Here is a 26312-nt window from a genome sequence, read left to right as displayed (position 1 = left end):
CACACCCCAATGGGTACTATTCAAACACTACCAGGAACGAGAGATATTCTGCCAGAAGAGATAGGATACTGGCAATATGTAGAAAGCATAGCGACACAAATACTCAGTCGTGCCATGTACTATGAAATACGTCCCCCCATTTTTGAGCAAACTTCCTTATTTGAGAGAGGAATAGGAGAAGCAACGGATGTGGTGGGCAAAGAAATGTACACTTTCAGCGATAGAGGCGATCGCTCTTTAACTCTACGTCCAGAAGGAACTGCAGGAGTTGTCCGTGCCTATTTACAAAACAATCTTTATGCTGCTGGTGGGGTGCAACGTCTGTGGTATTGTGGCCCGATGTTTCGCTACGAAAGACCCCAAGCTGGTCGTCAACGACAGTTTCATCAAATTGGGTTAGAATTAATCGGTACAGCCGATCCGAGGGCAGATGTAGAAGTGATTGCCTTGGCTACAGATATCTTGAAGACGTTAGGACTGCAAAGTTTAAAATTAGATATTAATTCCGTCGGCGATCGCAACGATAGACAAAGATATAGAGAAGCGTTAGTTAACTATTTTCTACCTTACAAAGAAGAACTCGATCCCGACTCCCAAGATCGTCTACAACGCAACCCCCTACGCATTCTCGATAGTAAGGATAAGCGTACCAAAGAAATTAATGAAAATGCTCCTAGTATTTTAGAACATCTTGGAGATGCTTCTAAAAAACACTTTGATCAAGTGCAACAACTCCTAAGTGATCTCGGCATTGAATACAACATCAATCCTTGCTTAGTCAGAGGATTAGATTATTACACCCATACCGCTTTTGAAATGATATCCGACGATTTAGGGGCCCAAGCAACGGTATGCGGTGGAGGACGCTATGACGGGTTAGTGGAAGAGTTGGGAGGAAACGCTACTCCGGCAGTGGGTTGGGCCATTGGGATGGAACGGTTAATTATTCTACTCAAGCAATTACAATCTTCCCCTGAAATGACCCCAGATATCTACCTAGTTTCACGAGGAGAAGCAGCCGAAGGGCAAGGGTTGATTTTAGCCCAAAAATTGCGGAAAGAGGGTTTAACGGTGGAATTAGACATGAGTGGGAGTGCGTTTGGTAAGCAGTTCAAGCGGGCCGATCGCAGTGGAGCGATCGCTTGTATCGTTTTAGGAGAGGAAGAAGCAGAAAACAAGACAATGCAACTAAAATGGTTGCAAAGCAAAGAACAACAAGCAATGACACAAGCAGAGTTATTTACTAAAGTTGGGGAACTTAAAGAACAACTTGACAGACATAAAAGAACAATGAACCACTCCACACAATAACAAAGATGACATCCTGGGAATTTTTGATCCAAAGAGATGATGATATTAAATGGTATCCTGCTAGTTCTTCTAACTTAGAATTAGAACCTGGAAAATATCGCATTTTGGGAAAATCAAACCGTTTGAATACTATGGTTGATGTTCGCATTAATTCCTCAAATCAAGAAGCACAATATCATCAACGTCGCATTAATTCCCAGGGGTTAGTGATGGTTCTTCCTTTTACTGAATTGACTCCCGAAACCTCTTGGAATATTCGTTGTCATGGAGATGTTTTATCAGAGTTTTTAGGAGAGAGTTGGACTGAAACCATTACACTAAATATTTTATCTATCAAGGATCAACGTCCAGTAATTAAACCTTCTAAGTCTTCTCTTTCCTCAGACAATAAAGTCACAAATAATAATAAAGCACAAGTCTATTTAAACCAACTAGAAAAACTTTTGCGAGAGAAAATTGAACCTCAATTAAACAAAAAACAACAACCACAAGATAAAAAGATAAATTCCCAACCGTTAAAGTCAAAATGCTTGCTCAATCTTAGTTTAGAGCAAGATGGGTTTATTATTAATGCTGGAGAAAGAATTAGTTTATCAGGAAAGGTAGAAGCGGTTAATATGCAGGGAGAAATTGCGTTAAATGCTAAACTTAGTTACGAACTAATTCATCCTGAAACAGAAGAAATTTTATTGACAGTAGATTACCCATTATCTGATGAAAAACTACCTTGTCATTTTAATCATACTTTAGTTATTCCTGATGACATCGATAATAATTTTATTGTTGGGGAGTTAATTCTAGAAACTCTAAAAGGATACCCCTTAAATCATGCTTCTTTTACAGTCACAACTCAGCATTATCATCCTGTGAATTGCACCATTGAACTGATTGATACTGAAACAGAAGACAGTTATATTTATGATTTAGAATTAGCAGAAAAAATAAATAGTAACCACCCTCATTTACGACTACCTAATCCTAATAAATATTCTCGATTATTTCCTTCGCATTTTCGTAAATCTCCGCAAGTATTGCCTCCCAAATTAGAGCATCATTTCGTTAACGAAGAACGTAAAGGCTTAAAATTACCAAAAATTAGTTAATTATTAGTTGTTAATTAATTATACCAGATTAACTATAGTTTAAATTATTAACATAGAGATTAACTTGATTAATTATAAATTCAGTATTATAATCTTCAGAAAGTTAAACTATTTATAATCATGAATTTTCGGTTTAATATTAGTCTAGCAGACATTTTTAAAATACTTAGTCCTTTATTGGTAGTTTTATTTAGTGTCTTGTTAGGAATACTTTTTGAGAGAAGGGTAATCAAAAACATCAAAAAATTAGCTGCTAGAACTCACTGGAAATATGATAAAATTATTATTAATTCAATTCAAGGATTTAGTATTCTTTGGTTTTCTTTAGGAGGAATAGCGGTTGCTTCTTATATTTATCCTATTCCTATAGCAATTCAAATTCTTATAAATAAGTTCCTCATTGCTACATTTTTAGGTTCTGCAACCCTAGTTGTTTCTCGTTTATTGGTGGGATTACTTAAAGCTTATACCACTGATGAACAAGGAATTTCTCCCTTAACATCGTTGTTTGAATTTATTACTAAGATTGTTATTTATAGTCTCGGTGTTTTAATAATATTACAGTCTATTGGCATTCAAATTACACCCCTATTAACTGCATTGGGAGTGGGTGGTGTTTCCGTTGGTTTAGCTTTACAAACTACCCTAGCAAATTTAATGTCTGGGGTAAATATTATTATGTCAGGAAAGGTCAGACCTGGGGACTATATTCGTTTGGCCAGTGGAGAAAGTGGCTATGTTCTTGATGTAGAATTAAAATATACTGTCTTAAGAGAAATAACCGACAACTTATTAATTATTCCTAACTCAAAAATTATTTCTGGAAGCTTCAAAAATTTTAGTTTACCCAATAAAACCATTGTCCTCCCTGTTACCCTTGATGTAGGTTACGATAGTAATCTAGAAACAGTTGAAAACATAACCCTTGACGTAGCAAATAGTTTATTAAAAGAGAAAATAATAGAAGAAGAATATCTAAAAGAAGATATTGGTCAACCGTTTATTCTTTATAATAAATTTGATTACTTTAGTATTAATTTAACCATTTACTTGAAAATTCATGAGCGTGAATTTTTTGACCATTTAGAACTAAAACATCAGTTTTTAAAGAAACTCCATAAACGATATCAAGCAGAAGGTATTGAGATTCCTTTTCCTATAAAATCCATGTATTTTCCTCCTCAGAAAGACGATAATCCTTATTATAATATACAGTAATCACTTTTATATTAAAAATTAAATTAAATGAAATCATCTTATTTAAAATCTAGTTCAATTTTAATTCTAATCGTAATTAGTATTATTATCCTTTTTTTTTGTAGTAGTTTAAAACATATTTTATTTCAATCGACAGCTTGGGATTTAGCTATTTTTGATCAAGCTGTCTATTTAATTAGTCAAGGAAAAATTCCTATTTCTTCTTTTTTGAATATTCATATTTTAGGAGATCATGCAGCATTAATATTATATCCTTTAGCCTTGTTTTATAAAATTTACTCTTCAGTTTATTGGTTGTTACTAATCCAAGCATTTGCTTTAAGTTTGGGTGCATTACCTATCTATTATTTAAGTCAATATTATGGTTTAACTCAATCAAAATCATTAACTCTGAGTTTAGTTTATTTACTTTATCCTTTAATTTTTAATATTAATTTATTTGACTTTCATCCTGATGTTATTGCTGTTTGTTCTCTTTTCTGGGCAATTTTAGCAGCTTATTGGAATAATTTAGGATTATTTATTTTTGCTATTGTTATTACCCTAAGTTGCAAAAGCGTTTTATCTTTAACTATAATATTTATGGGCTTATGGTTATTCTGTTTTGAAAAAAAACAAAAATTAGGCTCAATTACTATTAGTTTAGGTGTAAGCTGGTTTATTATTAGTACCCGTTTAATTATTCCTCTTTTTAGTGATAATACTGCTAATATTAGTCGTCATTTAGAACGATTTAATTATTTGGGTAATTCTTTTTCTGAAATTTTTCAAAATTTACTCTTTAAACCTTGGTTATTCTTTCAAGGATTATTCAACTTACCTAATTTAGAATATTTATTATTATTATTTATTCCTATTATTTGGGGATTATCGTTACACTATCTTACCCCTTTAATCGCTGCCATTCCAACTTTAGCCATGAATTTGCTATCACAAAATGTGCTACAAAAAGACTTATTACATCAGTATTCATTACCGATTATACCTTTTTTAATGGTTGCCGTAATCATAACTTTATCAGCAAAAAAAAGCTGGTTTCAACATAATAAATATATATTAACTTGGTCATTAATTTGTTTTATAGCTTTAGCTAAATATGGCTATTTTACCTCTCGTTATTTAGACTCTCTTGATACTTGGAAAGCAACCAACGAAGCAATAACTAAAATTTCTACTAAAGGAAATGTTTTGACATCTACTTATATTGCACCCCATGTAAGTCAACGTGCTATGATTAAATTAGCAGAAAATGGGGCTGAATCCTTTGATGTAAATCAATTTGATTATATCTTACTCAATCAACGATATCTCGGACGAGAAAGTTCTCAAGAATTAATTGAAACGATTAAAGAAAAGATTGGACAAAATAATAATTTTAATTTAACCTATACAAAAGATGATGTTTATTTATTTAGTCAAAAAACTAAGCAGTAAATTCCTATTATGACTATTATTTTAACCAATGATGATGGCATTGATGCCCCTGGAATTCGTGCCTTATCAAAAGCATTAGGGGGTCAAGGAATTATTGTTGCACCTAAACAACCTCATTCCGGTTGTGGACACCGCGTCACTACCCATAAACCCATTCACTTAGAAAAGCGTTCTTTAACAGAATATGCAATAGATGGAACACCAGCTGATTGTACAAGAATTGCAGTAAAACATATTAACAAAGAGACAAAATGGGTACTTTCTGGAATTAATGCAGGGGGCAATTTAGGAGTTGATGTTTATATTTCTGGAACGGTAGCTGCAGTTAGAGAAGCAGCAATGTATGGTATTCCTGGTATTGCGATCTCCCATTGGATAAAGCGTCCTTTAGTTATTAACTGGGAATTAGCAGTTAAATGGACAGAAAAAGTATTAAATATTCTTTGGGATAAACCATTAGAATCGGGTAGTTTTTGGAATGTTAATTTACCTCATTTAGAAACCAATTCTCCAGAACCTGAAATTATTTTTTGCCAAAGCAGTATACATCCTTTACCCGTTAATTATCGAGTAGAAGGTGACTTATTTTATTATCATGGAGAATACGCCAAAAGAAAACGCTCAAAAGGTACAGATGTGGACGTTTGTTTCTCAGGAAATATTGCAGTAACTTTAATTAAATTGTAACTTGTTGATTGTTATTTTCAAGAATCAACTCACTAATTTTTTGACTCACTAATTGATTTCCTAAAGGACTTAAATGAATATGATCTCGGTATAAATCATCAATATTTTCTTGTTTAGCAAAGATAGGTAAGAAGTTAATAAACGGTACATTATTAACCTCTACCCACTCCTGTAAGCGTCTTCTAGCAACTTTTTCGTAGTCTCTAGGTTTAGGGTTCATTTCCCGTTTTAGAGGGGTTAAAACCATCATAAATTGACTATTATTATTAGTTGTGATCGCTTTCATTTTTTCAATAGCTTCTAAATTAAATCCCACACGATCGCCTTTTTCTCCTACTATTTCATCCATTCCTGGAATTTTGGGATCACGATAAAACACTTTGTCTAAAATTTCTTTTATCGCTAAAATAGGCTGTTTATCAGGATAATAAAGATCGGTTCCAACTCTTAAAGGAGTTGGTTTAGTAGCAAATAAATCGTCAGTATTAATGATTAAAAAGATGACTTGAGAGTTAAATGTTCCAAATCGGTTTAAATAAGCTAATTGATTTCTCGGCCCCCAAGAGTTAGCAGAAGCGTTTAAAACTTCTATGGTTTGTGATGATTTTTTTTCAATTTCTTCTTTCACTAATGCGGAAATAGTTTCGTTTTGATCTGTCCACCAACACCCATTGACAATAGAATCTCCGATAAAAAATAGCCTGACAGTATCATTAGAAAGACTTTTTTCAATATCTTCACTTCGCATGGAATATTGATTAATTATAGTCAATTTTCCTAAACGACGAACATTTTGATTAGGGGCTAATAAATAGCCTATCTCATCATCAGCAATATAAATAGGACGTTTACCTAGACCAAAAAATAACCGTAAGCTACCTTCAATAATAAGTAAACTAATAAGAAAAATACCAAGGGTGATCAATATAATTTTCATGGTTTTGATAATAGAAAAATTGTCTAACTTGAGACTACCTCAACTAATTTTTAATGGGTAATATAGCCTTTTCTAAAGTAGATAAAGGAACAGACCCTGAAAAAAATTGACCATTAAACACAAACAAAGGAGTTCCTTGAATTCCAATTTTTCTAGCGAGTTCCATATCTTTCGTAATGGCAACATCAGCCCTTTGACTATTACGATCGCGTTGAAATTGATTAATATTTAGATTCAACTTATTAGCAATCTCAAGATATAATTTCTCTCCTAAGTTTTCTTGCTGCGTAAATAAAGCATCATAATAAGGCCAAAACTTACCTTGTTGTTTTGCAGCCCATGATGCTTTAGCTGCGGCCATCGCTTGAGGATGAATACTACTTAAAGGAAAATATTTATAAACTAAAGTTACCTCATCATGGCTTTCTATAAATGTTTTCACAGTCTCATAAGCTTGTTGACAATAAGGACATTGAAAATCAGAAAATTCTATGAGAATATTCTTTTGAGTTAAAGATCCAGTGATAGGAGAATCAGCGATAATGGTTTGAGGATGCGTTTCTAATTCTGATATAAAAGACTGTATGAATTGTTTTTGTTGTTCTTGTTGCTGTTTTTGATAAGCTTGAACCGATTCTATGAGGACTTCAGGATTTTGACGAATAATGTTTAAAACTGTTTTTTCTAGTTCAGGTTCAATAACTGCTTGTGCAGACGGTACACTAATAATAGGTATCCAGGTTAAACCTATCATCACTAATAATGCCATTAAAATATTTAGTCCATTTTTCATCGCACTCTCCAACCTTCAGTTAATTACATCATTGACAGTATTATATTAATGATCCTACTGTCAATTAGCTATCAATTAGAAGCAAGATTAAATTTAAAATTCTATGACTGAAACTATCACCATACAAATCGATCACTTAACTGCATTAGATATTACTCCCGTTAGAAAAATTATTGACCCATTATTAGAAAAAAATGCGATCGCGTCCTTAGAACAAGGATTAACTTTTGATATTCAATACCCTCGTGAACCAAGTGATCCAAGGGAACTCTCAGAAATTCCTGAAATTCGTTTATGGTTTGTTCGTCTTGATACGATTTATCCTTGGTTTCCGTTTTTATTAGATGCTAAACAAGGAGAAATAGCCAGATATGCAGCTATGTTAGTTCCTCATCAATTTAATCGAGTTGAAGGCATTCAATACAACCCTGAAGCATTAGAAATTTTTGTGATGAATAAGTTATTTATTTTATCCGACTGGTTAGAAAAACAAAGTATTTACTCTCAGTTTCGCTTAAAATCTATGGCGCAACTGTTTGGTTATGATATTGAGGATAGTTTTTTTGAAATGATAAAAAAAAGTTGACAGCTAAATTAAATCTAAAAAAATTATATTTTGGTTAATTCACAATTATCAGTTAATAATTATTAGAATTAATTGGTCACTGGTTGCTCTTAACTAATTCTAATTTTTATCTAGGAATAATTTTGCCATGAAAAAACTAGCAATAGTTTTACCATCTATAATTTTTCCTGATAAGATAGCTTTTTCAAATTCCTCAAAACTCATTAAAAATACTTCAATATCTTCATCATCATCTTGTTCGGGAGGTTTTTCTGATTTCTCTAATTCTTGTGCTAAGAAAGCATAAATATACTCATCAGAATAACCAGGAGCTAAGGGAAATTTACCTAAATAATCCCATTTTTTTGCTTCGTAACCTGTCTCTTCTTGTATTTCTCTTTTGATAGTAAGGTCAGCTTCTTCATTAACTTCTAAGGTTCCAGCAGGGAATTCTAAAATTCTTTTTTCGACAGCAAAACGATACTGTTTTACTAATACTAATTGACCTTCTTTAGTAATAGGGACTGCTAATGCCCCCCCAGGATGACGAATACACTCCCAGTTCCCTTCAACTCCATTAGGTAAACGTAATTTATTGACATCAAAATTAAATTTTCGACCTCGATAAAATAGGTTTTGTTGTAAATAAATCGGTAATTCTTTTTCTGTTGACATGAACTTAATATTGAGTGATTGAGTGATGGAATTTGTCTTAAATAATTAATTTTTTATAATTATTCGGTCAACTATGGAACTTTTAAAAAGCATTAGTGAGAAACTGATAGATAGTTAAGATTATCATGCTCAATGATAACAATTTTCATGAGATTAGGGAGTGCATTATGATCGAAGCACTAAAATCATCTTTTTTCATTAGCTCCATTGCTTTTGTAAGTATTACGGTTTTTCCATACTCTGTCAAAGCGCAACAGTAGTTTAGTTGTCCTAATGGCTCGACATTGGAGACTTAAACTAACCGCGCAAGATGTTTACAAGAGGGGCAAAGAGTTCGAGTGCAACTGGATGCCGGATGTCCTGTGGGAATGATCTTTAAGCAAAAAACTATCATTAATATCCGCAATACTAGGACAACCACTTAAAGCCATCGCCAATAATAATTCATCTTTTAACAATTCTAAAACGTGATTCACCCCTGCTTCTCCATTAACTGTTAACCCCCATAAAATTGGTCGACCAATTAATACCGCTTTTGCCCCTAATGCTAAGGCTTTAAATACATCTGTCCCTCTTCTAATGCCTCCATCGATTATTATATCTACTTCATTTCCTACAGTTTCAACAATCTTCGGTAATGCTTCTAAGGTGGTTATTGCGCCGTCTAACTGTCTTCCTCCATGATTAGATACGATGATACCTTTTGACCCATTTTCGACCGCTAAACGAGCATCATCTGCCCTTAGAATACCTTTTAAAACAATAGGAAGCTTGGTAATAGATTGTAACCATTCTAAATCTTTCCAAGTAAGACTAGGATCGATTTGTTGTTGAAAATAAGCAAATAATCCTGATTGATTACTACTATTAGGAATCGCTAAATCCTCTAAACTAACTAAGTTGGCTAATTTTAAGGATTCAGGTAAAGTAAACTGATTCCGAATATCAATTTCTCTTTTTCCTAGCATGGGGGCATCTACGGTTACACAAATAGCCGTATAACCTGCCTTTTCGGCCCGTTCTACTAATGCTTTGGTTAACCCTTTATCTTTATGAATATATAATTGAAACCATCTTAAATTATGTTCTTGGCAAGCTGCAACCTCTTCTAAACTGGTAGTTGATAAAGTGCTTAAAATCAGCAAAGTTTTTAAGTCAGATAACACTTTAGCGGTGGCTTTTTCTCCTTGGGGATGGGCTAAACATTGAAAAGCCATCGGTGCAACTCCGATAGGTATAGATAAGGTTTGCCCTAACAACGTTGTTGATAAATTAATTTCGCTAACATCCACTAAAACTTTAGGATAAAGTTGATAAGTTTCAAAGGATTTTCTATTATTTTTTAAAGTAATTTCATCTAATGCACCACTACTATAATAACCCCATGTCATAGAGGAAAGCTGTTGTTGTGCTAAGGATTCATATTCAAAAAGGTTAATGGGTTTAATCATAGAAAATCAATAAAATCAACCTTATTACTTAATAATAACTTAGTTAATTTTCTGTCTTCTTAGAAATCAATATTTTTTAAGGTTCGTAAGGCTTCATTTCATCAACAATAGGCATATTTTCTGGGGGTTGATAAGGTGTAAAGTTCTCATCAAAGGTAACTCCTTCTGATGGTTGATAAGGAGGATTATTCTCTATTTCTGGTGTAGTTTCTGCTGGTTCATTGGGGTTAGCTGTTTCTACAGGAATAATGATTTGTTGAGATGGGTTAGAGGGATTTACTTCTATTGGTTTATTATTTTCTTGAGGTTGATAAGGAGTATTATTTTCAACAGGAACAATAATTTCTTGAGGTGGGTTAGAAGGATTATTTTGACTTCCCCCAGGAACTTGATTATAAGGATCAATGCTATCATTTCTTGGGATTTGGTAAGGTTTAAATTCATCAACTCTAGTGGTATTTTCTGGGATTACAGGTGTTTCTAGAGTCGGTAAAGATTGGGGTGGAGGTAAAGGGGGAAGGGTTTCTAATTTTCTCTCAGCAGGATAGGGAAATAAAGCTAAAAATTTCTCTTGTCTTTCTAGTTTAGATTCTGGTGCATAGTTCCATAAACTATCATAAAAAAAGAAAGAAACTCCTAAACCATTTTGTTTCGCTGCTAAGACTTTTTGTTGTATAAATTCCATTTCAATTTGTCGATTTCTTAACCCTGTTAAAATACCAATACCTGTAGGGATTTTTTGTCGAGTTTCTTTAATTTCTGGCTTTTCTATTTGTCTAACAAAAGTCTCTAAGTCTGGTCGATAAACTTGGACAATTATTTCATCAACAATATCCTGTTTTACCCAAGTAAACCAATCTTGTAAAGAACCTTGATAAGCGGTATCATAAGGGTTGGGAGAAACAGAAAAAATAGCATTACTTTTCTTCGCTTTTATCGCTTGATTCAATTGCGAAACATAAGCCGTTAATTTATCAGCACGCCATTTTAACCAAGCAGGATCTTCGTGGTTAGCAGGGGGATCTTTTTCCGTTTCTTTTTTATATAAATTAACCGTATATTGATCGTAACCTAATTCACTAGGTAAGCTTAAATGATCATCAAATTGAATCCCATCAACATCGTATAAGTCCATTACTTCCATCACTAAAGAAGTAATAAATTTTTGTACTTCGGGACGAAAGGGGTTCAACCATACTACCTCCCCGGCTGCACTGATGGTAGTTTGGGTTCCATCTCGTTTCTGAGTCAACCATTGAGGGTGTTTTTTGGCTAATTCCGAACTGGGTGGGGCCATAAACCCAAATTCAAACCAAGGTAACACTAATAAGTCTTTATCGTGTGCCTTAGCGATTAAATCTGTCAAGGGATCTTGTCCTTGGAAACCTTTATGAACAAAAGGTTGTATTCCCTCTCTTTCTGCGATCGCACTGGGATATAAAGTATAACCGGAATTCCACACCACCGGATAGACTGTATTAAAATTAAGACGGGATAATTGGGCGATCGCTTCTTCTAGTTTGGGTTGATCCAGTAGAGTTTCGGTGTCATTGGTGGTTAACCAAACCCCTCGAATTTCTGTTTTAGGAGGAGAAAAAGCAAATAAAGGATGACTGAGTAATAGAAAACTGAAAAAAGTAGCTAAAAATAATTGTAAAAAGCGAGATTTTAAAAGCAATCGCCAAATTTGATTAAAAATAGACCATCTCATAGCGCAATTAATTTAAGTGTGAGTCGAATTATTCTATAGTTTAGCGATCATATTAATGTAAATGGGATAATTATCATAATGTTAAGTTGATTATGCCCGATTACATAAGGAAAAGTCCATACATATTAGAGTCTTCTCTAAGACTTACTTATTTTTAAAAGATTTTCTAATACTAAAAAAATTTAATATTATTTCCAATTTTATAAACTAGAGAAAACGAATAGATTTTATCGTTAATTAACATAGAGTTTAACAGCTTCACCAAAAGGAATTTCATTTAAGTTTAGTCCCCCTGGAGTAATCACCCAAAGCGTCGGTAACTCAGGTTTCATATCAGGAAAAGATTCATAACCATCGGTTAAACAAACACAAACTCCTTCTAAATTAGGATCTCTATTTTCTTCTACTTTTTCAAAGAAAGGAATAAAAGAAGTTCCTCCTCCACCTTGAGGTTTAGGAATAGTTTGATCCAAAGTAAGAGAAAAAGGCCCATAAACATCTGCATCAGCATAATATAATTCACATTTAACATGAGGATACGACCCTAAAATACCCACAACTTCGCTTAAAAATAATTGTAATTCTTGATTACCAATAGAACCACTGGTATCCACACAAACAAAGACTTGAACCGACTCTCCTGCTACAGCATCTAAATATAAACCACGACCAATAAAACGGCGATCGTATCCTTGAAAATCAGTAGGCGTTTGTATTAAATATCGCCATAAATAACTATGCCAATCAATTTGTGATTGAGAAATTTCTTGTAATTGTCTTTCAATTCCTGCTCGTAATGTTCCTTGACTTTTTGTTCTTTGAATAACAGTTGCTTGTTGCATTGCATTTCGCCAGTGAGATGCCAATTTTTCTTTTTCTGCTTGAGTTAAACTATCAAATTGATTACTTTTTGTCTTATTATTTTCTTGTTCCGATTTTTGAGAAGTTTCTGAACCATTGAAACCATCAATTTGATCGCTCTTTGTCTTATTATTATCTTGTTGATTTTCAGATGAGCTATTATTGCTATCATTTTCTTTTTCTGAATCTTGAGAATTACTTGAACTATTGCCTTGACAATCATCGGGAGGTTGGGATAATAAATCAGGGTTAGGTAGTTTTAAATCACAAGAATTTTTAAGCAATAAATCATAGATTTCTTCAACGCTCATTTTTTCCCATTCAGGTTTACGAATTCCTCCTTCTGGTAATTGATATAAAGGTTATGGGTGACAAGGCTTTCTAGATAGGTTTTTAGGGCGGTGGGGGTCATTTTACGGTTGCCTATCTCGTGCGTAACTCGATAGTATTTTCTTTAATCACTACGTCATAATGACCATAAAAGTTTTGTCCTAAGAGTCCAATAGGTAACGATGGGTTAATGGCGACTTGTAGATTAGACGAACTGAGTTCCCCTGCTTTGACTGAAGATACCGTACTCAAACCAATGGGAACCACTCCCCCTGCCGTTTGGGAAAACGCGCCGGCTTGAGGTTTTAAACCCATCGCGTCAGCCATATCCGTGCTAATAGTAATCCCACTGGCCCCAGTATCAAAGAGCATTTCAAAGGTATGTCGGCCATTAAAGGTGACATCTACCACAGGAATACCAGAATCTCTGCGTTTGATAGGAACAGTAAATACACCAGTTGGAGGAGAAACAGAGGTGTTAGAAGAACCAGAACCCCCACAAAGATGACCGAGATCAATATTTTGACCATTATCCCCTTGCAAAAAACAAGATTGTTGTGCTTGAGTTGGCACAAAAGAAGAAGCAAACACCATCCCTGTGACGACAATACTGGTACTAAGAATTTGTTTAATAGCCATAAGAATCAATAAATGCTAGAGGGCTTTATGGTTTAATATGCCCAAAACGATAATCATAATTTACACAATACGTTATCTTATAATGATTACTTAACTGTGATAGGTATCACATTTAACCAGTGATCAAAATCATCTTTTGAAAAGAAAGTTTTAACAGCGATTTGGGAATACTCGATAATAAATTCTATTTTAGAACTTATCAACAAATGAAAATCCCTCTTACCCTGTTAACCACGCTTGTTTCTGCTAGTGTAATCATGGCAAATTCAGCGGATGCTCAAGATTATTCGCGCAGTAGTTCCCGCGATTTTGATAATTGCGATTATGGTAATTATATGATGACTAATAATGGTCGTTGTGTTGATTTATCTGGCGACGATTCCAATCGTTATAATTTTTATGAGCAGAAGTTTTTCACTGCTTTAAAAAATGCAGGAATTTCTATTAGTTATGAAAGTTGTGAAGCCGGTTTATTAGGATATTATCAGCCTGATTATAATAGAATGACCATGTGTCAAAATAATCGACAAGATTTTAACCTTTATATTGAAACTTTGGCCCATGAAAGTTGGCACGTGGTTCAAGATTGTGCTGCTGGATTAAATAATGGAGTTGTTGTTCCTATTATGAATGCTGATTCTTCTACATTTCGCTCTATTTTAGCCAGTTTAGGTTCAGCAGATTGGGAAAGTTTAAATCTATATGAACCCCAAGATTTGCCTTATGAAGGAGAGGCATTTTTGATGGAGAAACATCCCGATAAAGTGTTACAAGCTTTAAATAACTGTGCTGCTAGACGTTAACAGTAACCAGTGATACTAGATCCGCTTTAGATAGTATAGTATTAACTTTCGGAGCAGGGAGTGGGGAGAAAAAACGTTACTCTACTAAAATAAGCGGATTTGGTATGACCAGTTAATAGTGACCAATCAATTTAACTGATCACTGATTGCTAATCTTGTATATATTCAGTTCCCATAATTAATGCTATTTCTGCCCTCATAAATTCTCGGCCTAAATAAGCAGCATGATCTAACATTGTAATGGGACACTGTTTATTTTCTTCGATTACTTTAACACATAATTCTTTCGCACTACGTCCAGTAAAAAGGGTTTCAGAAGTACGATTACTTTTCCCCCTAGCTGCGATCACTTCACCTGTTTCTGGGTCAACAGCTAGTCCTTTTTCATTAATAATATTGGTAAAATATTTAGCACAAATAAGTTCATTTTCTCGGTCGATATAAATAATAAAATATCCTCCTGGATCAAGAGCGATCGGACGTTTTGAGAGTTGATCATCAAGTTTTTTAATAGTTTGTGCTAATTCGTTCATAATACTAGGTCTGATTATCATAGGTTACTAACGAAAATAGGCACTCATGCAAGAGGCAAGAGGCAACAAAGGGTTTGTTTAGTCTGCTTTTAAAAGCGGATTTGGGATGACTTCTGACTTCGTTAAACCGCTCCATAATGACTATTACTGGTAACAATACCCGAATAAACAAAACCTTTTTCAGCATCTACAGTAATAATTGCTCCTTCTCGGATGTTTTGGGTCGCCTCTTTTAATCCGACAATAACAGGAACCCCTAAACGTAAACCAATGACAGCAGCATGACTGGTGAGACTGGATTCTTCGGTGATAATGCCAGACGCTTTACGCATCATATCAACAAACTCCGCGTTGGTTCCAGGCACCACCAAAATATCCCCAGGTTCAAAATTACCCAATTCTCTGGCATGATGGCCAATTCGAGCGCGTCCACTGGCTGAAGCCTGACCAACGCCGACCCCCTTTCCCAGGATAGCCTTAACCATTTCTACTTTTATTAAATCTGTTGATCCTGCTACCCCTTGTAGGGTTCCTGCGGTCATTACCACTAAATCCCCATCTTTGAGTAACTGATTTTCTTGAGCGACGTTAACGGCGGATTGGAAGGTTTGAGTGGCTGAGGCCAAATCAAGCACCAATAACGGTTTTACCCCCCAAACTAACTGTAATTGTCGTGCCACATCTACATGAGGAGTCACTGCTAAAATAGGGATTTGAGGGCGGAATTTAGAGACATTACGAGCCGTTGAGCCGGTTTTTGTCAAGGACATAATGGCCGCTGCATTGAGTTCTTGAGCAATATGACTAACCGCCGAAGAAATAGCATTGGTAATCGACTGTTTTTCCTCAGACATCAGTTTAGTTGCTGTGGGTTCCTTTTCAATGCGTTCAGCGATAGTGGCCATAGTTGCCACTGCTTCAACGGGATATTTACCCACAGCCGTTTCATTGGATAACATCACCGCATCGGTTCCGTCTAAGATAGCATTAGCTACATCGGAAACTTCAGCACGGGTGGGACGAGGGTTACTGGCCATACTATCCAACATTTGAGTAGCTGTAATCACAGGAATACCCAATCTATTCGCCGTAGTAATCAACCGTTTTTGAAGAATAGGCACATCTTCCGGGGGTAATTCTACTCCTAAGTCTCCTCGTGCTACCATTACCCCGTTACACAAAGCAAGAATTTCTTCCATATCCTCGATCGCCTCATGTTTTTCAATTTTGGCGATGACTGGCACATTTTTCCCTGCATTGGCAATAATTTCTTTAATTTCAAGAATATCTTGAGGATTTCTCACAAAACTTAGAGCTATCCAGTCTACGCCTTGATCTAAACCAAACATCAAATCTTTTTTATCTTTATCGGTTAAGGCTTTAACGGATAAATACACCCCTGGAAAGTTGACCCCTTTGCTATCGGACAATACACCCCCAACCACAACCCGACAATGAAGGTCTTTATTCTCTTTATCCACTTGTTCGACCTTCATTTCGACTTTGCCATCGTCCATTAAAATTCTAGCTTGTTCAGGGACTTCTTCGGAGAGGTACTCGTAGGTGATAGAACTAATGGTTTGATTACATTCGACTTGACGACTGGTCAAGATAAAAGGGTCACCGGGTTTAAGGGTAATCGGTCCATTAACAAACTTACCCAAACGAATTTTAGGTCCTTGTAAATCTTGTAAAATGGCAACCGGTTGATTTAACTCAAAAGCAGTTTGACGAATGAGGCGAATACTATGTTGATGATAGTCATGATCACCATGAGAAAAATTAAGTCGTAGGGTAGTCGCCCCAGCTAAAATTAATTGACGTAAAATTTCTTTATTTTGGGTAGCAGGGCCGATAGTTGCCACGATTTTTGTTCGGCGAGCCATAGAAGAAAAGGACATAGGGAGCTAAATTTAGGGGAGAAACGATCAATATACTAGAAATCAGAAGTCACCAAAAAGATACTATCTCAACCTCTGATTCAATATCTATAACGAACATTTATAAAAATAGGGTCTTTACTTAGGATCTCATGAATAGTTACTTTGAGTTAGAAAATTTGCTATTTTTTTAGGGATCGTTTTGACGGAACGCAGGAAGAAGGAGAATTAAAAGCCAAAATCAGTGACCAGTTATCACTTATACGTGACCAGTAACTAACGATTTGCCAAAATAAATAACTTAAAGGGGTTGGCCAAAACCCAAACCAAAGGTAAGTTAATATTAATTTCAACTTTGAACTTGTAGACTGCATGAGAATCTTAGTCACGGGTGGTGCTGGTTTCATTGGGTCCCATCTCATTGATCGCTTGATGGCACAAGGACATGAAGTCCTCTGTTTAGATAATTTTTATACCGGCCACAAACGGAACATTCTTAAGTGGTTTGGTAATCCTTATTTTGAATTGATTCGACACGATATCACGGAACCCATCCGTTTAGAAGTGGATCAAATTTATCATTTAGCTTGTCCAGCTTCTCCTATTCATTATCAACATAATCCCGTTAAAACCATTAAAGTTAATGTGTTAGGGACTTTGTATATGTTGGGTTTAGCTAAGCGAGTTAATGCACGTATTCTCTTAGCTTCTACTTCAGAAGTCTATGGTGACCCAGATGTTCATCCTCAACCAGAAGAATATCGAGGTAATGTCAGTTGTACGGGGTTACGTGCTTGTTACGATGAAGGAAAACGGGTGGCCGAAACCCTCGCGTTTGAATATCATCGAGAACATAAAACTGACATTCGAGTGGCACGTATTTTTAACACTTACGGGCCGAGAATGCTAGAAAATGATGGTCGAGTCGTTAGTAATTTTATTGTACAAGCCCTCAAAGGAAACCCGTTGACAGTATATGGAGATGGCTCTCAAACCCGCAGTTTTTGTTATGTTTCTGATTTGGTCGAAGGGTTAATTCGTCTGATGAATGGTGACTATATTGGCCCTGTGAACTTAGGAAACCCAGGAGAATACACTATTTTAGAACTGGCTCAAATAATCCAAGGAATGGTTAATCCTGACGCTGAGTTAGTTTATAAACCCCTACCCCAAGATGATCCTAAACAAAGACAACCGGATATTACTAAGGCAAAAACTTATCTTGATTGGGAACCTACTATTCCCTTAAAAGAAGGGTTAGAATTGGCTATTAAGGATTTTCGAGAACGAGTGTCAAAAGATAGTTAAACTCTTTCTAAGACAACTTAGTTTAAAATCCTTCTAACTTAGAAAATGATGCTGTTGTATCATCCCTAGAAAGTCTTGCTTTAAACAATATAAATTTAGAGGATAAAATTTATGCGCGTTTGTGTTATTGGAACTGGTTATGTTGGCTTAGTGACTGGGGTGTGTTTATCTCATATTGGCCATCATGTTATTTGTATCGATAATAACGAGGAAAAGGTCAAACTGATGAAGTCCGGCCAGTCTCCTATCTATGAACCTGGCCTCTCTGAATTAATGCACAGTTGTATGGAAGCAGGTCGTTTAGAATTTACCTCTGATTTAGCAGCCGGCGTTGACCACGGAGAAATTCTCTTTATTGCTGTGGGAACCCCTGCTTTACCCACCGGCGAAAGTGACACCCGTTATGTTGAAGCGGTAGCGCGAGGTATTGGAGAAAATTTAAACGGTGGTTACAAGGTTATTGTTAACAAGTCTACGGTTCCTATTGGTTCAGGAGACTGGGTGAGAATGATTGTCATGGATGGGTTGGCGAAACGGGAAGACTCTCCTAGGGATGTAGAGTTTGATGTTGTCAGTAACCCCGAATTTCTACGGGAAGGTTCAGCCGTTTATGATACTTTTAATCCCGATCGCATTGTTCTGGGTAGCAACAATGATAAAGCGATCGCTATGATGCAAGAACTTTATCAACCCTTGGTGGATCGGAAATTTGCTGATGATCCTTCTTTGCCTCCCGTTCCTGTGGTGGTAACGGACTTAAACTCTGCTGAGATGATTAAATACGCTGCTAATGCGTTCTTAGCCACTAAAATTAGTTTTATCAATGAAGTTGCTAATATCTGCGATCGCGTCGGGGCTGATGTCACCCAAGTGGCTGCAGGTATCGGTTTAGATTCTCGTATCGGTAATAAGTTCTTACAAGCGGGTATCGGTTGGGGTGGCTCTTGTTTCCCTAAAGATGTTCTAGCGTTAATTCATACCGCAACGGATTACAATTATGAGACAGAATTACTCAATGCTGCGGTTAGTGTTAACAAGCGTCAACGGTTAATTGCGGTTGAAAAGCTACAACAAGAATTAAAAATCCTTAAAGGGAAAACTATTGGTTTATTAGGGTTAACTTTTAAACCTGATACCGATGATATGCGTGATGCACCGGCTTTAATTATCATTGAACAGTTAAACCGTCTCGGTGCCAAAATTAAGGCTTATGACCCGATTGTGTCTCAATCTGGGTTAAGTCACGGTTTATCCAATGTCCTAATAGAAACGGATGCGGAAATGTTAGCCGATAGTTGTGATGCTTTAGTGTTAGTCACCGACTGGAAAGAATTTTTAAGCCTCAATTACGGGAAAATGGCTCAAGTCATGGCTAACCCTGTAATTATTGATGGTCGTAATTTTTTAGATCGGTCTAAGTTAGAAATGGCCGGTTTCCATTATGTAGGAATTGGACGTTAATCAGTCTTATTTTCAAATTAAATCAGTGAGTAGGATATCTTTAGTTTCAAGATGTTCTACTCATTTTTTTTGCTTCTTCTACTTACATCTTGCATCAGTACAAGAAAACTTAATAATTATCAGAAGATCATCAATTGTGAATAAGTTAGCGTCAAAATGAAATACTATTGCCTTTTGCCTCTTGCCTCCCTCAACTAGCTCATGTAATCGAAGGTGCAAGATATGAGTTCTAGGTTTGGACTAAAAAATTAAGGGACATTTTAAGAAAAGTAAATATAGCAATTTTAGCTAAAAAATCAATATTTTGGGTTTCACGGTCAAATTTTCTCTTAAGGTGAGATTGATCACGTTAATTATTTTAAACTTGGCATAGAATAAGATTAAGCTTCAGTTAAGAAAATTGTCTGAGCGAGTTTACTGTTGTTGATCTGATTCAATATCATGTTGTTACTATGTTAAGCTTGTTTACTAAAAATTTTTTAAAAAAGAATACAAAAGAACAACCTTTTCAACTGTTACGTTATTTTTCTATTACCAGTTTGAGCATTTTTTTGATCACAACAGTCGTCTTAGGCTATTTTTATCGTCACCAATCTATTCAAAATTTAATCACGTTAGGAGAAAAACAAAATGCGTCTTTAGGAAAACTATTTTCCAATTCTTTAGGAACAGAACTTAGTTCTTATATTAAAATCTCAGAAAATATGAATGAGCAGGAATTACGCAATGCTTTCTATTTAGAAACATTGACTAAAGCTGCTGAAACTCAGATGGAAGGTCTATCAGTTGTCAAAGTTAAAGTATTTAACTTAAACGGAACTACCATTTTTTCAACGGATACTCGGCAAATTGGTCAAAGTCGCCAAGGTTCTCTAGGATTTGAAGGGGCAAAAAAAGGCCAGTTTGTTACTCAATTAGCCACTAAAGATAACTATAATAGTTTTTCTGAAGAAATTCAAAAACGTGAACTGCTTTCTACCTATCTTCCAATTCAACACGAAAGTACAGGAGAAAAAATAGAAGGAGTTTTTGAAATTTATAGTGATGTTACTCCTTTAGTTAATAAAATCAAAGTCACTCAAAGAAATGTTGTTTCTGGTGTTATTATTATTTTATCATCAGTCTATGTAATTTTATTTTTAATTGTCAAAAATGCAGATCGTTTAATCAAAAAACAACGCAACTCTTTAAAAGCATCTGAATTACAATTAAAAGAACAAACTCAAAATCTAGAAAAAACATTAAAAGAATTATCTTCTACTCAAGAGCAATTAATTCAACAAGAAAAAATGGTAGCATTAGGACAATTAGTTTCAGGGATTGCCCATGAAATCAATACTCCTTTAGGAGCCATTCAAGCTGCAGGTAATAATATTAATAATGCTTTAAAATCTGCTTTATCAGAATTGCCAAAAATCAACCAGAATTTAAACAGTGAAGAACAAAATCAATTCTTTTTATTTCTTTCTCATAGCTTAAAAAATAACTCTTCTTTGACTTCAAGAGAAAAGCGGTCACTGAAACGAAAATTAATACATGAACTTCAAAATCATGATATTAAAAATGCTAGAAAAGTAGCAGATATTTTAATTGATATTGGTATTGACAAAGATATCGAGCCTTTTCTCTCTCTGTTACACCATCCCCAAGTAGATTGGATTCTAAATTTAATATATAACTTAACTCGTTTACCCAGTAATAATCGTATTATCCTTACTTCTGTAGAAAGAGCCTCAAAAGTTGTATTTGCTCTGAAAAATTATGCTCATTATGATCACAGTGAAAAGAAACAGTTAATTCAAGTAACAGAAGGGATAAACAATGTTTTAGAAATCTATTACAATCAATTGAAACATGACATTGAAGTGTTTCAAAACTATCAATCTGTACCAAAAATTTGGGCTTATCCTGACGAGTTGATTCAAGTGTGGACAAATCTTATTCATAATAGTATTCAAGCGATGCAAGGCAAAGGAACTTTAATTTTAAATGTTTTTGAAGACAATGAAGGGGTCAAAGTACAAGTCATTGATTCTGGAGTAGGCATTTTATCAGACATTCAAGATAAAATTTTTGAACCTTTCTTTACGACAAAAGCAGCAGGAGAAGGAAGTGGTTTAGGATTATATATTTCTCAGAAAATTGTAAATAAACATAACGGATCGATTAACATGGAACATCAAACAGGGAAAACTGTATTTACAGTATGGCTACCTATTAGTTCACCTGAACAATTAGAATGAAGTAAATCAATAGGAGCAATATTAATCTATGTCAAATTCAGCGATTTTGTGTGTTGATGATGAATCTGTTATTTTAGAAAGCCTTAAAGAACAATTAAAAAGACATTTTGGTAATCGTTATCTTTATGAAGTTGCTGAAAATGTAGACGAAGCTTGGGAAATTATTGAGGAGTTAAACAATGAAAAAATAAACATTATTATTATTATTTCTGATTGGCTAATGCCAGGGACAAAAGGTGATGAATTTTTGATTAATATTCATAAACATTTTCCAAAAATTATTACCATTATGCTAACAGGACAAGCTGATCAAGACTCCATTGAGCGAGCTAAACAACAGGCTAATCTTTATGCTTGTTTATACAAACCTTGGACAGAAAAAAAATTATTTGAAGTAATTGATTCAGTGTTGAAATAAATTATGAATAGATCCACAATTATTTGTGTTGATAACGAGGAAGTTATTTTAAATAGCTTGGGAGAACAACTCAAACGTCATTTTGGTAAAAATTATGATATTGAATTAGCCCAAAAAGGGTCAGAAGTTCTCGATCTTTGTGAGGAATTAACTGAAGAAGGAATTGAAATTCCAGTCATCATTTCTGATCAAAGAATGCCAGAAATATCGGGAGATAAGTTACTGATTAAAGTTCATCATCACTATCCCAAAACGTTAAAAATATTACTCACAGGACAAGCAGATGCCGTGTCTGTGGGAAATATTGTTAATGTCGGTGCTTTATATCGTTTTCTGAGTAAACCTTGGCAAGAAACAGACCTTATTTTAACTATTAAAGAAGCAATACATTCTTACGAACAAGATAAGCAAATAACAGAACAAAATAAGTTATTAAAGAAGATTAATCAAAAACTACACAACTCGTTATCGTTACTTCAAGCTACTTTAGAAGCAACTGCAGAGGGTATTCTTGTTATCGATAATATCGGTCGAGTCATTAGCTTTAATCAGACGTTTATTAATTTGTGGTCAATTCCTCATTCTATTGCCACAAATAACGATAAAAATCAAAGTTTGGCTTTTCTGTTAACCCAACTTAAAACTCCTGAGATATTTGAAGCAATTTTAGTGAAAAATAGGGATATAAATGAACAACAAAACAATCAATTGCTTGAATTAAACAATAATAAAATTTTCAATTACTCATGGCAACCTCAGAAACTCAACGGAAAAATGATTGGTCGAGTGTTTAGTTTTCGAGATATTACAGAACAAAAGCAAGCAGAAGCTATCATTAAACATCAAGCATTACATGATCCTTTAACTAATGTAGCGAATCGTATCTATTTTGAAGAACGTCTCTGTATTGCCTTAAACCAAGCGCAACAAACTCAAAAAATGTTAGCAGTGATGTTTTTAGATTTAGATCATTTTAAAGAAATTAATGATACATTAGGGCATGGAATTGGCGATAAATTGTTACAAAGGTTTGTAGAATGCCTTCAACAGTGTGTGAGAGATAAGGATCTGATCTGTCGTTTAGGAGGTGATGAATTTCTCATACTGTTGCCTGATATTAATCATAGAACTGATGTTTCTGCGATCGCTCAAAGAATTTTGACAAAACTAACTGTTCCTTTTGTCATAGAAAATAATACCCTCCATATTAGTAGTAGCATCGGTATTGCAATTTATCCCGATCATGGACAAGATACTGATACTTTAGTCCAAAAAGCCGACGTTGCTTTATATTATGTCAAACAACAAGGACGCAATAATTATCACTTTTTCCAATAAAAACAGTTCTTCAAACGAAATGAGATACTTTTGACTCCATTCAACCTACTGCAAACCCAGTATATTCTCTAACTAAAGGTTCATGAAAAGCTAAAACAATATCTTCTTTAGGAACACCCAATGCAACTAATTCATTCGCTATTCCCACCTCAGTACCATCATGTTGTATCCAAATTTTGCTATTTTTAATATCTAAATGTAAAACACAACCATGATATCTTCGTCTATTTTGCCAACCAACATACATCAATTGATAATGATCACCAACTGTATCAAAAATTAATTGTTGTTCAATGGGATCTTTCGATGAACCTAACTGGGAATATTTAGTAATAACTTGTTTAACATACTGACGATATTTTTCTAATTTTTCCATTCAACAATAATCTCCTCAATCGGATCGTAAACAATTAAATAAATTTGTAATCGTTGAATTACTGTTTGAATAAACCGCAACTCAAAAAAACTATAATAAATATCTGAATGGACTTCTTTTAAGCGATCGCCAAACAATTAACAACGAAATAGTGGGAATATTAAGCAGTACCATTTCACTTGTATAAGTTTAACTTAACGAGATGGGGTCAAACTCCTCTGAAAACTCAACAAACGTAACCACAGAGAAGGATATCGTTGTTGTAACTCGTCAGGAAGTTGCTTTAATAGTTTGGGAAACCAAGAAGAAAAGAAGAGATTTTTTAAGCTATCACCACTAAACTCAAAATAAGAACCCAACCAACGAATTAAGTCCTTATTTCCTGCCATCTCCCAGATCCAAAGTAATAAAGCGGGATTTTTTCTCGCAGCTTTTAAAGCGAGTCGGGTAAACATTAACCAAGTTGTTCTATCCTTAATAAAGGTATCTGCTACTTCTGGGGGAGAATCAGCCAATAAACCAAAAAAGGTGTTTAACATGGCGTTAATACGCTGTGGTGGTAAAATTTTTCCCGTGGGAACCATCATTCCTTTAGAAAACAACCAAGTTACTGCAACATTACTTTGATAGGCTCGAATTTGGTTTAAATTTTCGGCTTTAAGTAAATCATGTTTTAAGCAAAAATCTAATAAATAGGTTAATTTGTCTAAATTACGGACTAAAGAGCCAAAACCAGTAAAAATTAAAGGCGATTGTAAAGAGGCTGCATCACCAATAGCTACCAGTCGATCAAAAGCTACCTTGCGATCGCCTTTACTAACACTAAAATGACCTGGAATATAACCAAAAGTTGGCTTTTTCCATGTCAATTTTTCGGGGTTACAACGACGATACTCTGGCAAAATATTGAAGAAATCTTCGTACATTTCTAACAAAGAACCAGGGTTTTTGGGATGAACTTGATGATAATGAAAGAGATAAAAAGTCAACTCATCTCCTTCTCCTGGAAACAATTCCCAAATCAATTGCCTACCGCGAGAAATATCTCCATGAGAGTTTAGAACATCCCCATATTGATGATCCCAAACTTCAGAAGAAAACCCTTCAATAACGGCTCCAACCGTCGGACACACACTATTAAATGTTCGCTTACCATTAAGTTGCCAAGCAATGGGGGAAGCGGTTCCCATTGCATCAATTAATAAGCGTCCTCGAACTTCTTTCGTTTCTGTTGTTTCTAAATCAACTAAACTAACTGTTACCCCTTCTGAATCAATTTTACCTTTAACAAATTCTGTTTTCTCCCAAATTTCTCCCCCTGCTTGTTTTAATTTATCACCACATAACTTAAGAAATTTAGTGGTATCAATGGCAATATTTAAAACTTTCGGGGTATGTAGCACATCTGCTTTTAAATAAGAAGGATTATTTCCATCAAAAAACTTATTAAATCCATCAATATATTCTTTGGCAATAATTGATTCAAATTCAGCAGAGGTAAATAACCCCAAATCAATTAAACTTTGAAACTCAGACCGAGAAATATTCCATTCACGGTTCATCCGTCCAAATACTAATCGTTCTACTAATAGAACCCGATAGCCTAATTGTGCCATGACAGCAGCATGAATGACCCCTAAAGCCCCGCCAACATAAATTAGGTCATAGGTAGTGGTCGAAGGGGTAGGGGGCTGATTTTGTTGAAAAATAACTTGTTGAGGTTCTTGGGGATTTTTGACCCCTTCTCGCCATCGTTTTTCCCACCAATAGACCCGTTGTAAATCTGTGTCTCCTTGGGGCATTTTACGAAAGAAATGTACTGTTTTAGGATAATAAGGTTCTAAAGCTTCAAAAATCGAACAAGCAGAAGGTTCTAACTCTGGTAACTGAGGATATTGTTGAGGAAATGCTTTTCTGATCTCATCTTCTAACTGACGACAGACCTTTGCTTGTGAAGGAAACGATTGATTTCCCCAACGAAAAATTTTAAGGTAAGTGGTTCGTTGAACCGACCAGACAAAAATAGATAATTCTGTCTCTTTTGCTGAGGATGGAGAAACCCCAGAAACCACTTGTAAACGAACCCCATCTGGTGTAAGGTTTTTTTTGCCTGTTAGGGGAGTCCAAGACTCTTGTAACCACCGACAAACCTCGCGAGTGTTAGGGTTGGGAATTTCTAGATAAGTAATTTCCTTCATTGCAATATGTTAAGAAAATCAAAATTAAGCAAAATTACA

General features: G+C 34.9%; 23 protein-coding genes and 1 pseudogene. 12 read left to right on the top strand and 12 right to left on the bottom strand.

What is annotated here, in order from left to right; translation table 11 throughout:
* Positions 1-9 precede the first annotated feature (9 nt).
* The 5 genes from hisS to surE all read left to right on the top strand — a co-directional run bounded on the left by hisS (position 10) and on the right by surE (position 5753).
* Positions 10-1311, top strand: a complete 1302-nt coding sequence (gene hisS, locus CY0110_RS01235; RefSeq protein ID WP_008272707.1) for a histidine--tRNA ligase — start codon at positions 10-12, stop codon at positions 1309-1311.
* A 5-nt stretch (positions 1312-1316) separates the two neighbouring features.
* On the top strand, positions 1317-2414 hold the full coding sequence (locus CY0110_RS01230) for a hypothetical protein (RefSeq protein ID WP_008272706.1): 1098 nt from the start codon (positions 1317-1319) through the stop codon (positions 2412-2414).
* Positions 2415-2534: 120 nt separating this feature from the next.
* Positions 2535-3632, top strand: a complete 1098-nt coding sequence (locus tag CY0110_RS01225) for a mechanosensitive ion channel family protein (RefSeq protein ID WP_008272705.1) — start codon at positions 2535-2537, stop codon at positions 3630-3632.
* Positions 3633-3659: 27 nt separating this feature from the next.
* On the top strand, positions 3660-5066 hold the full coding sequence (locus tag CY0110_RS01220) for a DUF2079 domain-containing protein (RefSeq protein ID WP_008272704.1): 1407 nt from the start codon (positions 3660-3662) through the stop codon (positions 5064-5066).
* Between the two features lie 9 nt (positions 5067-5075).
* Positions 5076-5753, top strand: coding sequence for a 5'/3'-nucleotidase SurE (gene surE, locus CY0110_RS01215; RefSeq protein WP_008272703.1), 678 nt, complete (start codon positions 5076-5078; stop codon positions 5751-5753).
* Here the strand turns inward: surE and CY0110_RS01210 are convergent.
* Positions 5743-6690: an SGNH/GDSL hydrolase family protein gene (locus tag CY0110_RS01210; RefSeq protein WP_008272702.1), complete on the bottom strand. Its 948-nt coding sequence runs from the start codon at positions 6688-6690 to the stop codon at positions 5743-5745. The genes surE and CY0110_RS01210 overlap by 11 nt on opposite strands.
* A 43-nt stretch (positions 6691-6733) precedes the next feature.
* Complete coding sequence (locus CY0110_RS01205; protein ID WP_008272701.1) at positions 6734-7483, bottom strand: DsbA family protein; 750 nt, start codon at positions 7481-7483, stop codon at positions 6734-6736.
* Between the two features lie 103 nt (positions 7484-7586).
* Here CY0110_RS01205 and CY0110_RS01200 point away from each other — a divergent pair, with 103 nt between their 5' ends.
* Entirely contained in the window at positions 7587-8069 is a 483-nt protein-coding gene (locus CY0110_RS01200) for a CRR6 family NdhI maturation factor (protein ID WP_008272700.1), read from the top strand.
* Between the two features lie 99 nt (positions 8070-8168).
* Here CY0110_RS01200 and CY0110_RS01195 read toward each other — a convergent pair whose 3' ends face one another.
* From CY0110_RS01195 to CY0110_RS01175, 5 genes are all read right to left on the bottom strand, one after another.
* Positions 8169-8723: an NUDIX hydrolase gene (locus CY0110_RS01195; protein ID WP_008272699.1), complete on the bottom strand. Its 555-nt coding sequence runs from the start codon at positions 8721-8723 to the stop codon at positions 8169-8171.
* A gap of 314 nt (positions 8724-9037) precedes the next feature.
* Complete coding sequence (locus CY0110_RS01190) at positions 9038-10174, bottom strand: alpha-hydroxy acid oxidase (RefSeq protein WP_008272698.1); 1137 nt, start codon at positions 10172-10174, stop codon at positions 9038-9040.
* Positions 10175-10250: 76 nt separating this feature from the next.
* A complete protein-coding gene (locus CY0110_RS01185) occupies positions 10251-11885 on the bottom strand; it encodes a glycoside hydrolase family 10 protein (RefSeq protein WP_008272697.1) in 1635 nt (544 codons plus the stop codon).
* Positions 11886-12118: 233 nt separating this feature from the next.
* Positions 12119-13081 (bottom strand): VWA-like domain-containing protein, encoded by a 963-nt coding sequence (locus CY0110_RS01180; RefSeq protein WP_269719875.1) that lies wholly within the window; start codon positions 13079-13081, stop codon positions 12119-12121.
* A gap of 88 nt (positions 13082-13169) precedes the next feature.
* Positions 13170-13715: a retropepsin-like aspartic protease family protein gene (locus CY0110_RS01175; protein ID WP_008272695.1), complete on the bottom strand. Its 546-nt coding sequence runs from the start codon at positions 13713-13715 to the stop codon at positions 13170-13172.
* 257 nt (positions 13716-13972) lie between these two features.
* Between CY0110_RS01175 and CY0110_RS01170 the strand changes: the two genes are divergently transcribed.
* The gene (locus tag CY0110_RS01170) at positions 13973-14518 is read left to right on the top strand and encodes a hypothetical protein (RefSeq protein WP_232285662.1); all 546 of its coding nucleotides are present in this window, start codon (positions 13973-13975) and stop codon (positions 14516-14518) included.
* Between the two features lie 149 nt (positions 14519-14667).
* Here the strand turns inward: CY0110_RS01170 and CY0110_RS01165 are convergent, their stop codons facing one another.
* Together CY0110_RS01165 and pyk are read right to left on the bottom strand one after the other, a co-directional pair.
* A complete protein-coding gene (locus CY0110_RS01165; RefSeq protein ID WP_008272693.1) occupies positions 14668-15051 on the bottom strand; it encodes a DUF4346 domain-containing protein in 384 nt (127 codons plus the stop codon).
* Positions 15052-15173: 122 nt separating this feature from the next.
* Positions 15174-16952 (bottom strand): pyruvate kinase, encoded by a 1779-nt coding sequence (gene pyk / locus CY0110_RS01160; protein ID WP_008272692.1) that lies wholly within the window; start codon positions 16950-16952, stop codon positions 15174-15176.
* Between the two features lie 351 nt (positions 16953-17303).
* Here pyk and CY0110_RS01155 point away from each other — a divergent pair, with 351 nt between their 5' ends.
* From CY0110_RS01155 to CY0110_RS01135, 5 genes are all read left to right on the top strand, one after another.
* Positions 17304-18239 (top strand): UDP-glucuronic acid decarboxylase family protein, encoded by a 936-nt coding sequence (locus CY0110_RS01155; protein ID WP_008272691.1) that lies wholly within the window; start codon positions 17304-17306, stop codon positions 18237-18239.
* 111 nt (positions 18240-18350) lie between these two features.
* Positions 18351-19700, top strand: a complete 1350-nt coding sequence (locus tag CY0110_RS01150) for a UDP-glucose dehydrogenase family protein (protein ID WP_008272690.1) — start codon at positions 18351-18353, stop codon at positions 19698-19700.
* A gap of 452 nt (positions 19701-20152) precedes the next feature.
* Positions 20153-21943 carry a sensor histidine kinase gene (locus CY0110_RS01145; protein WP_008272689.1) on the top strand — a complete coding sequence of 597 codons (1791 nt, stop codon included), beginning with the start codon at positions 20153-20155 and terminating at the stop codon, positions 21941-21943.
* Between the two features lie 28 nt (positions 21944-21971).
* A complete protein-coding gene (locus CY0110_RS01140) occupies positions 21972-22361 on the top strand; it encodes a response regulator (protein WP_008272688.1) in 390 nt (129 codons plus the stop codon).
* Positions 22362-22364: 3 nt separating this feature from the next.
* Complete coding sequence (locus CY0110_RS01135) at positions 22365-23699, top strand: diguanylate cyclase domain-containing protein (protein WP_008272687.1); 1335 nt, start codon at positions 22365-22367, stop codon at positions 23697-23699.
* A gap of 40 nt (positions 23700-23739) precedes the next feature.
* Here the strand turns inward: CY0110_RS01135 and CY0110_RS01130 are convergent, their stop codons facing one another.
* The 3 genes and pseudogenes from CY0110_RS01130 to CY0110_RS01125 form a co-directional block, all read right to left on the bottom strand.
* Complete coding sequence (locus tag CY0110_RS01130) at positions 23740-24075, bottom strand: XisI protein (protein WP_008272686.1); 336 nt, start codon at positions 24073-24075, stop codon at positions 23740-23742.
* A pseudogene (locus CY0110_RS31305) lies at positions 24063-24179 on the bottom strand (element excision factor XisH family protein); the annotation flags it as partial. The gene CY0110_RS01130 and the pseudogene CY0110_RS31305, both read right to left, overlap by 13 nt.
* Positions 24180-24269: 90 nt before the next feature.
* Positions 24270-26273: an NAD(P)/FAD-dependent oxidoreductase gene (locus CY0110_RS01125; protein WP_008272684.1), complete on the bottom strand. Its 2004-nt coding sequence runs from the start codon at positions 26271-26273 to the stop codon at positions 24270-24272.
* Between the last annotated feature and the right edge of the window lie 39 nt (positions 26274-26312).

It is taken from the genome of Crocosphaera chwakensis CCY0110, from assembly GCF_000169335.1.
Classification (GTDB): Bacteria; Cyanobacteriota; Cyanobacteriia; order Cyanobacteriales; family Microcystaceae; genus Crocosphaera; species Crocosphaera chwakensis.
The sequence above is the reverse complement of the archived record's forward strand: the minus strand, read 5'-3'. Positions and strand labels throughout refer to the sequence as shown.

Bases quoted from the DNA above. Each gene is read 5' to 3' on its own strand.
- hisS (WP_008272707.1), top strand. From the start codon at position 10: ATGGGTACTATTCAAACACTACCAGGAACGAGAGATATTCTGCCAGAA.
- CY0110_RS01230 (WP_008272706.1), top strand. From the start codon at position 1,317: ATGACATCCTGGGAATTTTTGATCCAAAGAGATGATGATATTAAATGG.
- CY0110_RS01225 (WP_008272705.1), top strand. From the start codon at position 2,535: ATGAATTTTCGGTTTAATATTAGTCTAGCAGACATTTTTAAAATACTT.
- CY0110_RS01220 (WP_008272704.1), top strand. From the start codon at position 3,660: ATGAAATCATCTTATTTAAAATCTAGTTCAATTTTAATTCTAATCGTA.
- surE (WP_008272703.1), top strand. From the start codon at position 5,076: ATGACTATTATTTTAACCAATGATGATGGCATTGATGCCCCTGGAATT.
- CY0110_RS01210 (WP_008272702.1), bottom strand. From the start codon at position 6,690: ATGAAAATTATATTGATCACCCTTGGTATTTTTCTTATTAGTTTACTT.
- CY0110_RS01205 (WP_008272701.1), bottom strand. From the start codon at position 7,483: ATGAAAAATGGACTAAATATTTTAATGGCATTATTAGTGATGATAGGT.
- CY0110_RS01200 (WP_008272700.1), top strand. From the start codon at position 7,587: ATGACTGAAACTATCACCATACAAATCGATCACTTAACTGCATTAGAT.
- CY0110_RS01195 (WP_008272699.1), bottom strand. From the start codon at position 8,723: ATGTCAACAGAAAAAGAATTACCGATTTATTTACAACAAAACCTATTT.
- CY0110_RS01190 (WP_008272698.1), bottom strand. From the start codon at position 10,174: ATGATTAAACCCATTAACCTTTTTGAATATGAATCCTTAGCACAACAA.
- CY0110_RS01185 (WP_008272697.1), bottom strand. From the start codon at position 11,885: ATGAGATGGTCTATTTTTAATCAAATTTGGCGATTGCTTTTAAAATCT.
- CY0110_RS01175 (WP_008272695.1), bottom strand. From the start codon at position 13,715: ATGGCTATTAAACAAATTCTTAGTACCAGTATTGTCGTCACAGGGATG.
- CY0110_RS01170 (WP_232285662.1), top strand. From the start codon at position 13,973: ATGGCAAATTCAGCGGATGCTCAAGATTATTCGCGCAGTAGTTCCCGC.
- CY0110_RS01165 (WP_008272693.1), bottom strand. From the start codon at position 15,051: ATGAACGAATTAGCACAAACTATTAAAAAACTTGATGATCAACTCTCA.
- pyk (WP_008272692.1), bottom strand. From the start codon at position 16,952: ATGTCCTTTTCTTCTATGGCTCGCCGAACAAAAATCGTGGCAACTATC.
- CY0110_RS01155 (WP_008272691.1), top strand. From the start codon at position 17,304: ATGAGAATCTTAGTCACGGGTGGTGCTGGTTTCATTGGGTCCCATCTC.
- CY0110_RS01150 (WP_008272690.1), top strand. From the start codon at position 18,351: ATGCGCGTTTGTGTTATTGGAACTGGTTATGTTGGCTTAGTGACTGGG.
- CY0110_RS01145 (WP_008272689.1), top strand. From the start codon at position 20,153: ATGTTAAGCTTGTTTACTAAAAATTTTTTAAAAAAGAATACAAAAGAA.
- CY0110_RS01140 (WP_008272688.1), top strand. From the start codon at position 21,972: ATGTCAAATTCAGCGATTTTGTGTGTTGATGATGAATCTGTTATTTTA.
- CY0110_RS01135 (WP_008272687.1), top strand. From the start codon at position 22,365: ATGAATAGATCCACAATTATTTGTGTTGATAACGAGGAAGTTATTTTA.
- CY0110_RS01130 (WP_008272686.1), bottom strand. From the start codon at position 24,075: ATGGAAAAATTAGAAAAATATCGTCAGTATGTTAAACAAGTTATTACT.
- CY0110_RS01125 (WP_008272684.1), bottom strand. From the start codon at position 26,273: ATGAAGGAAATTACTTATCTAGAAATTCCCAACCCTAACACTCGCGAG.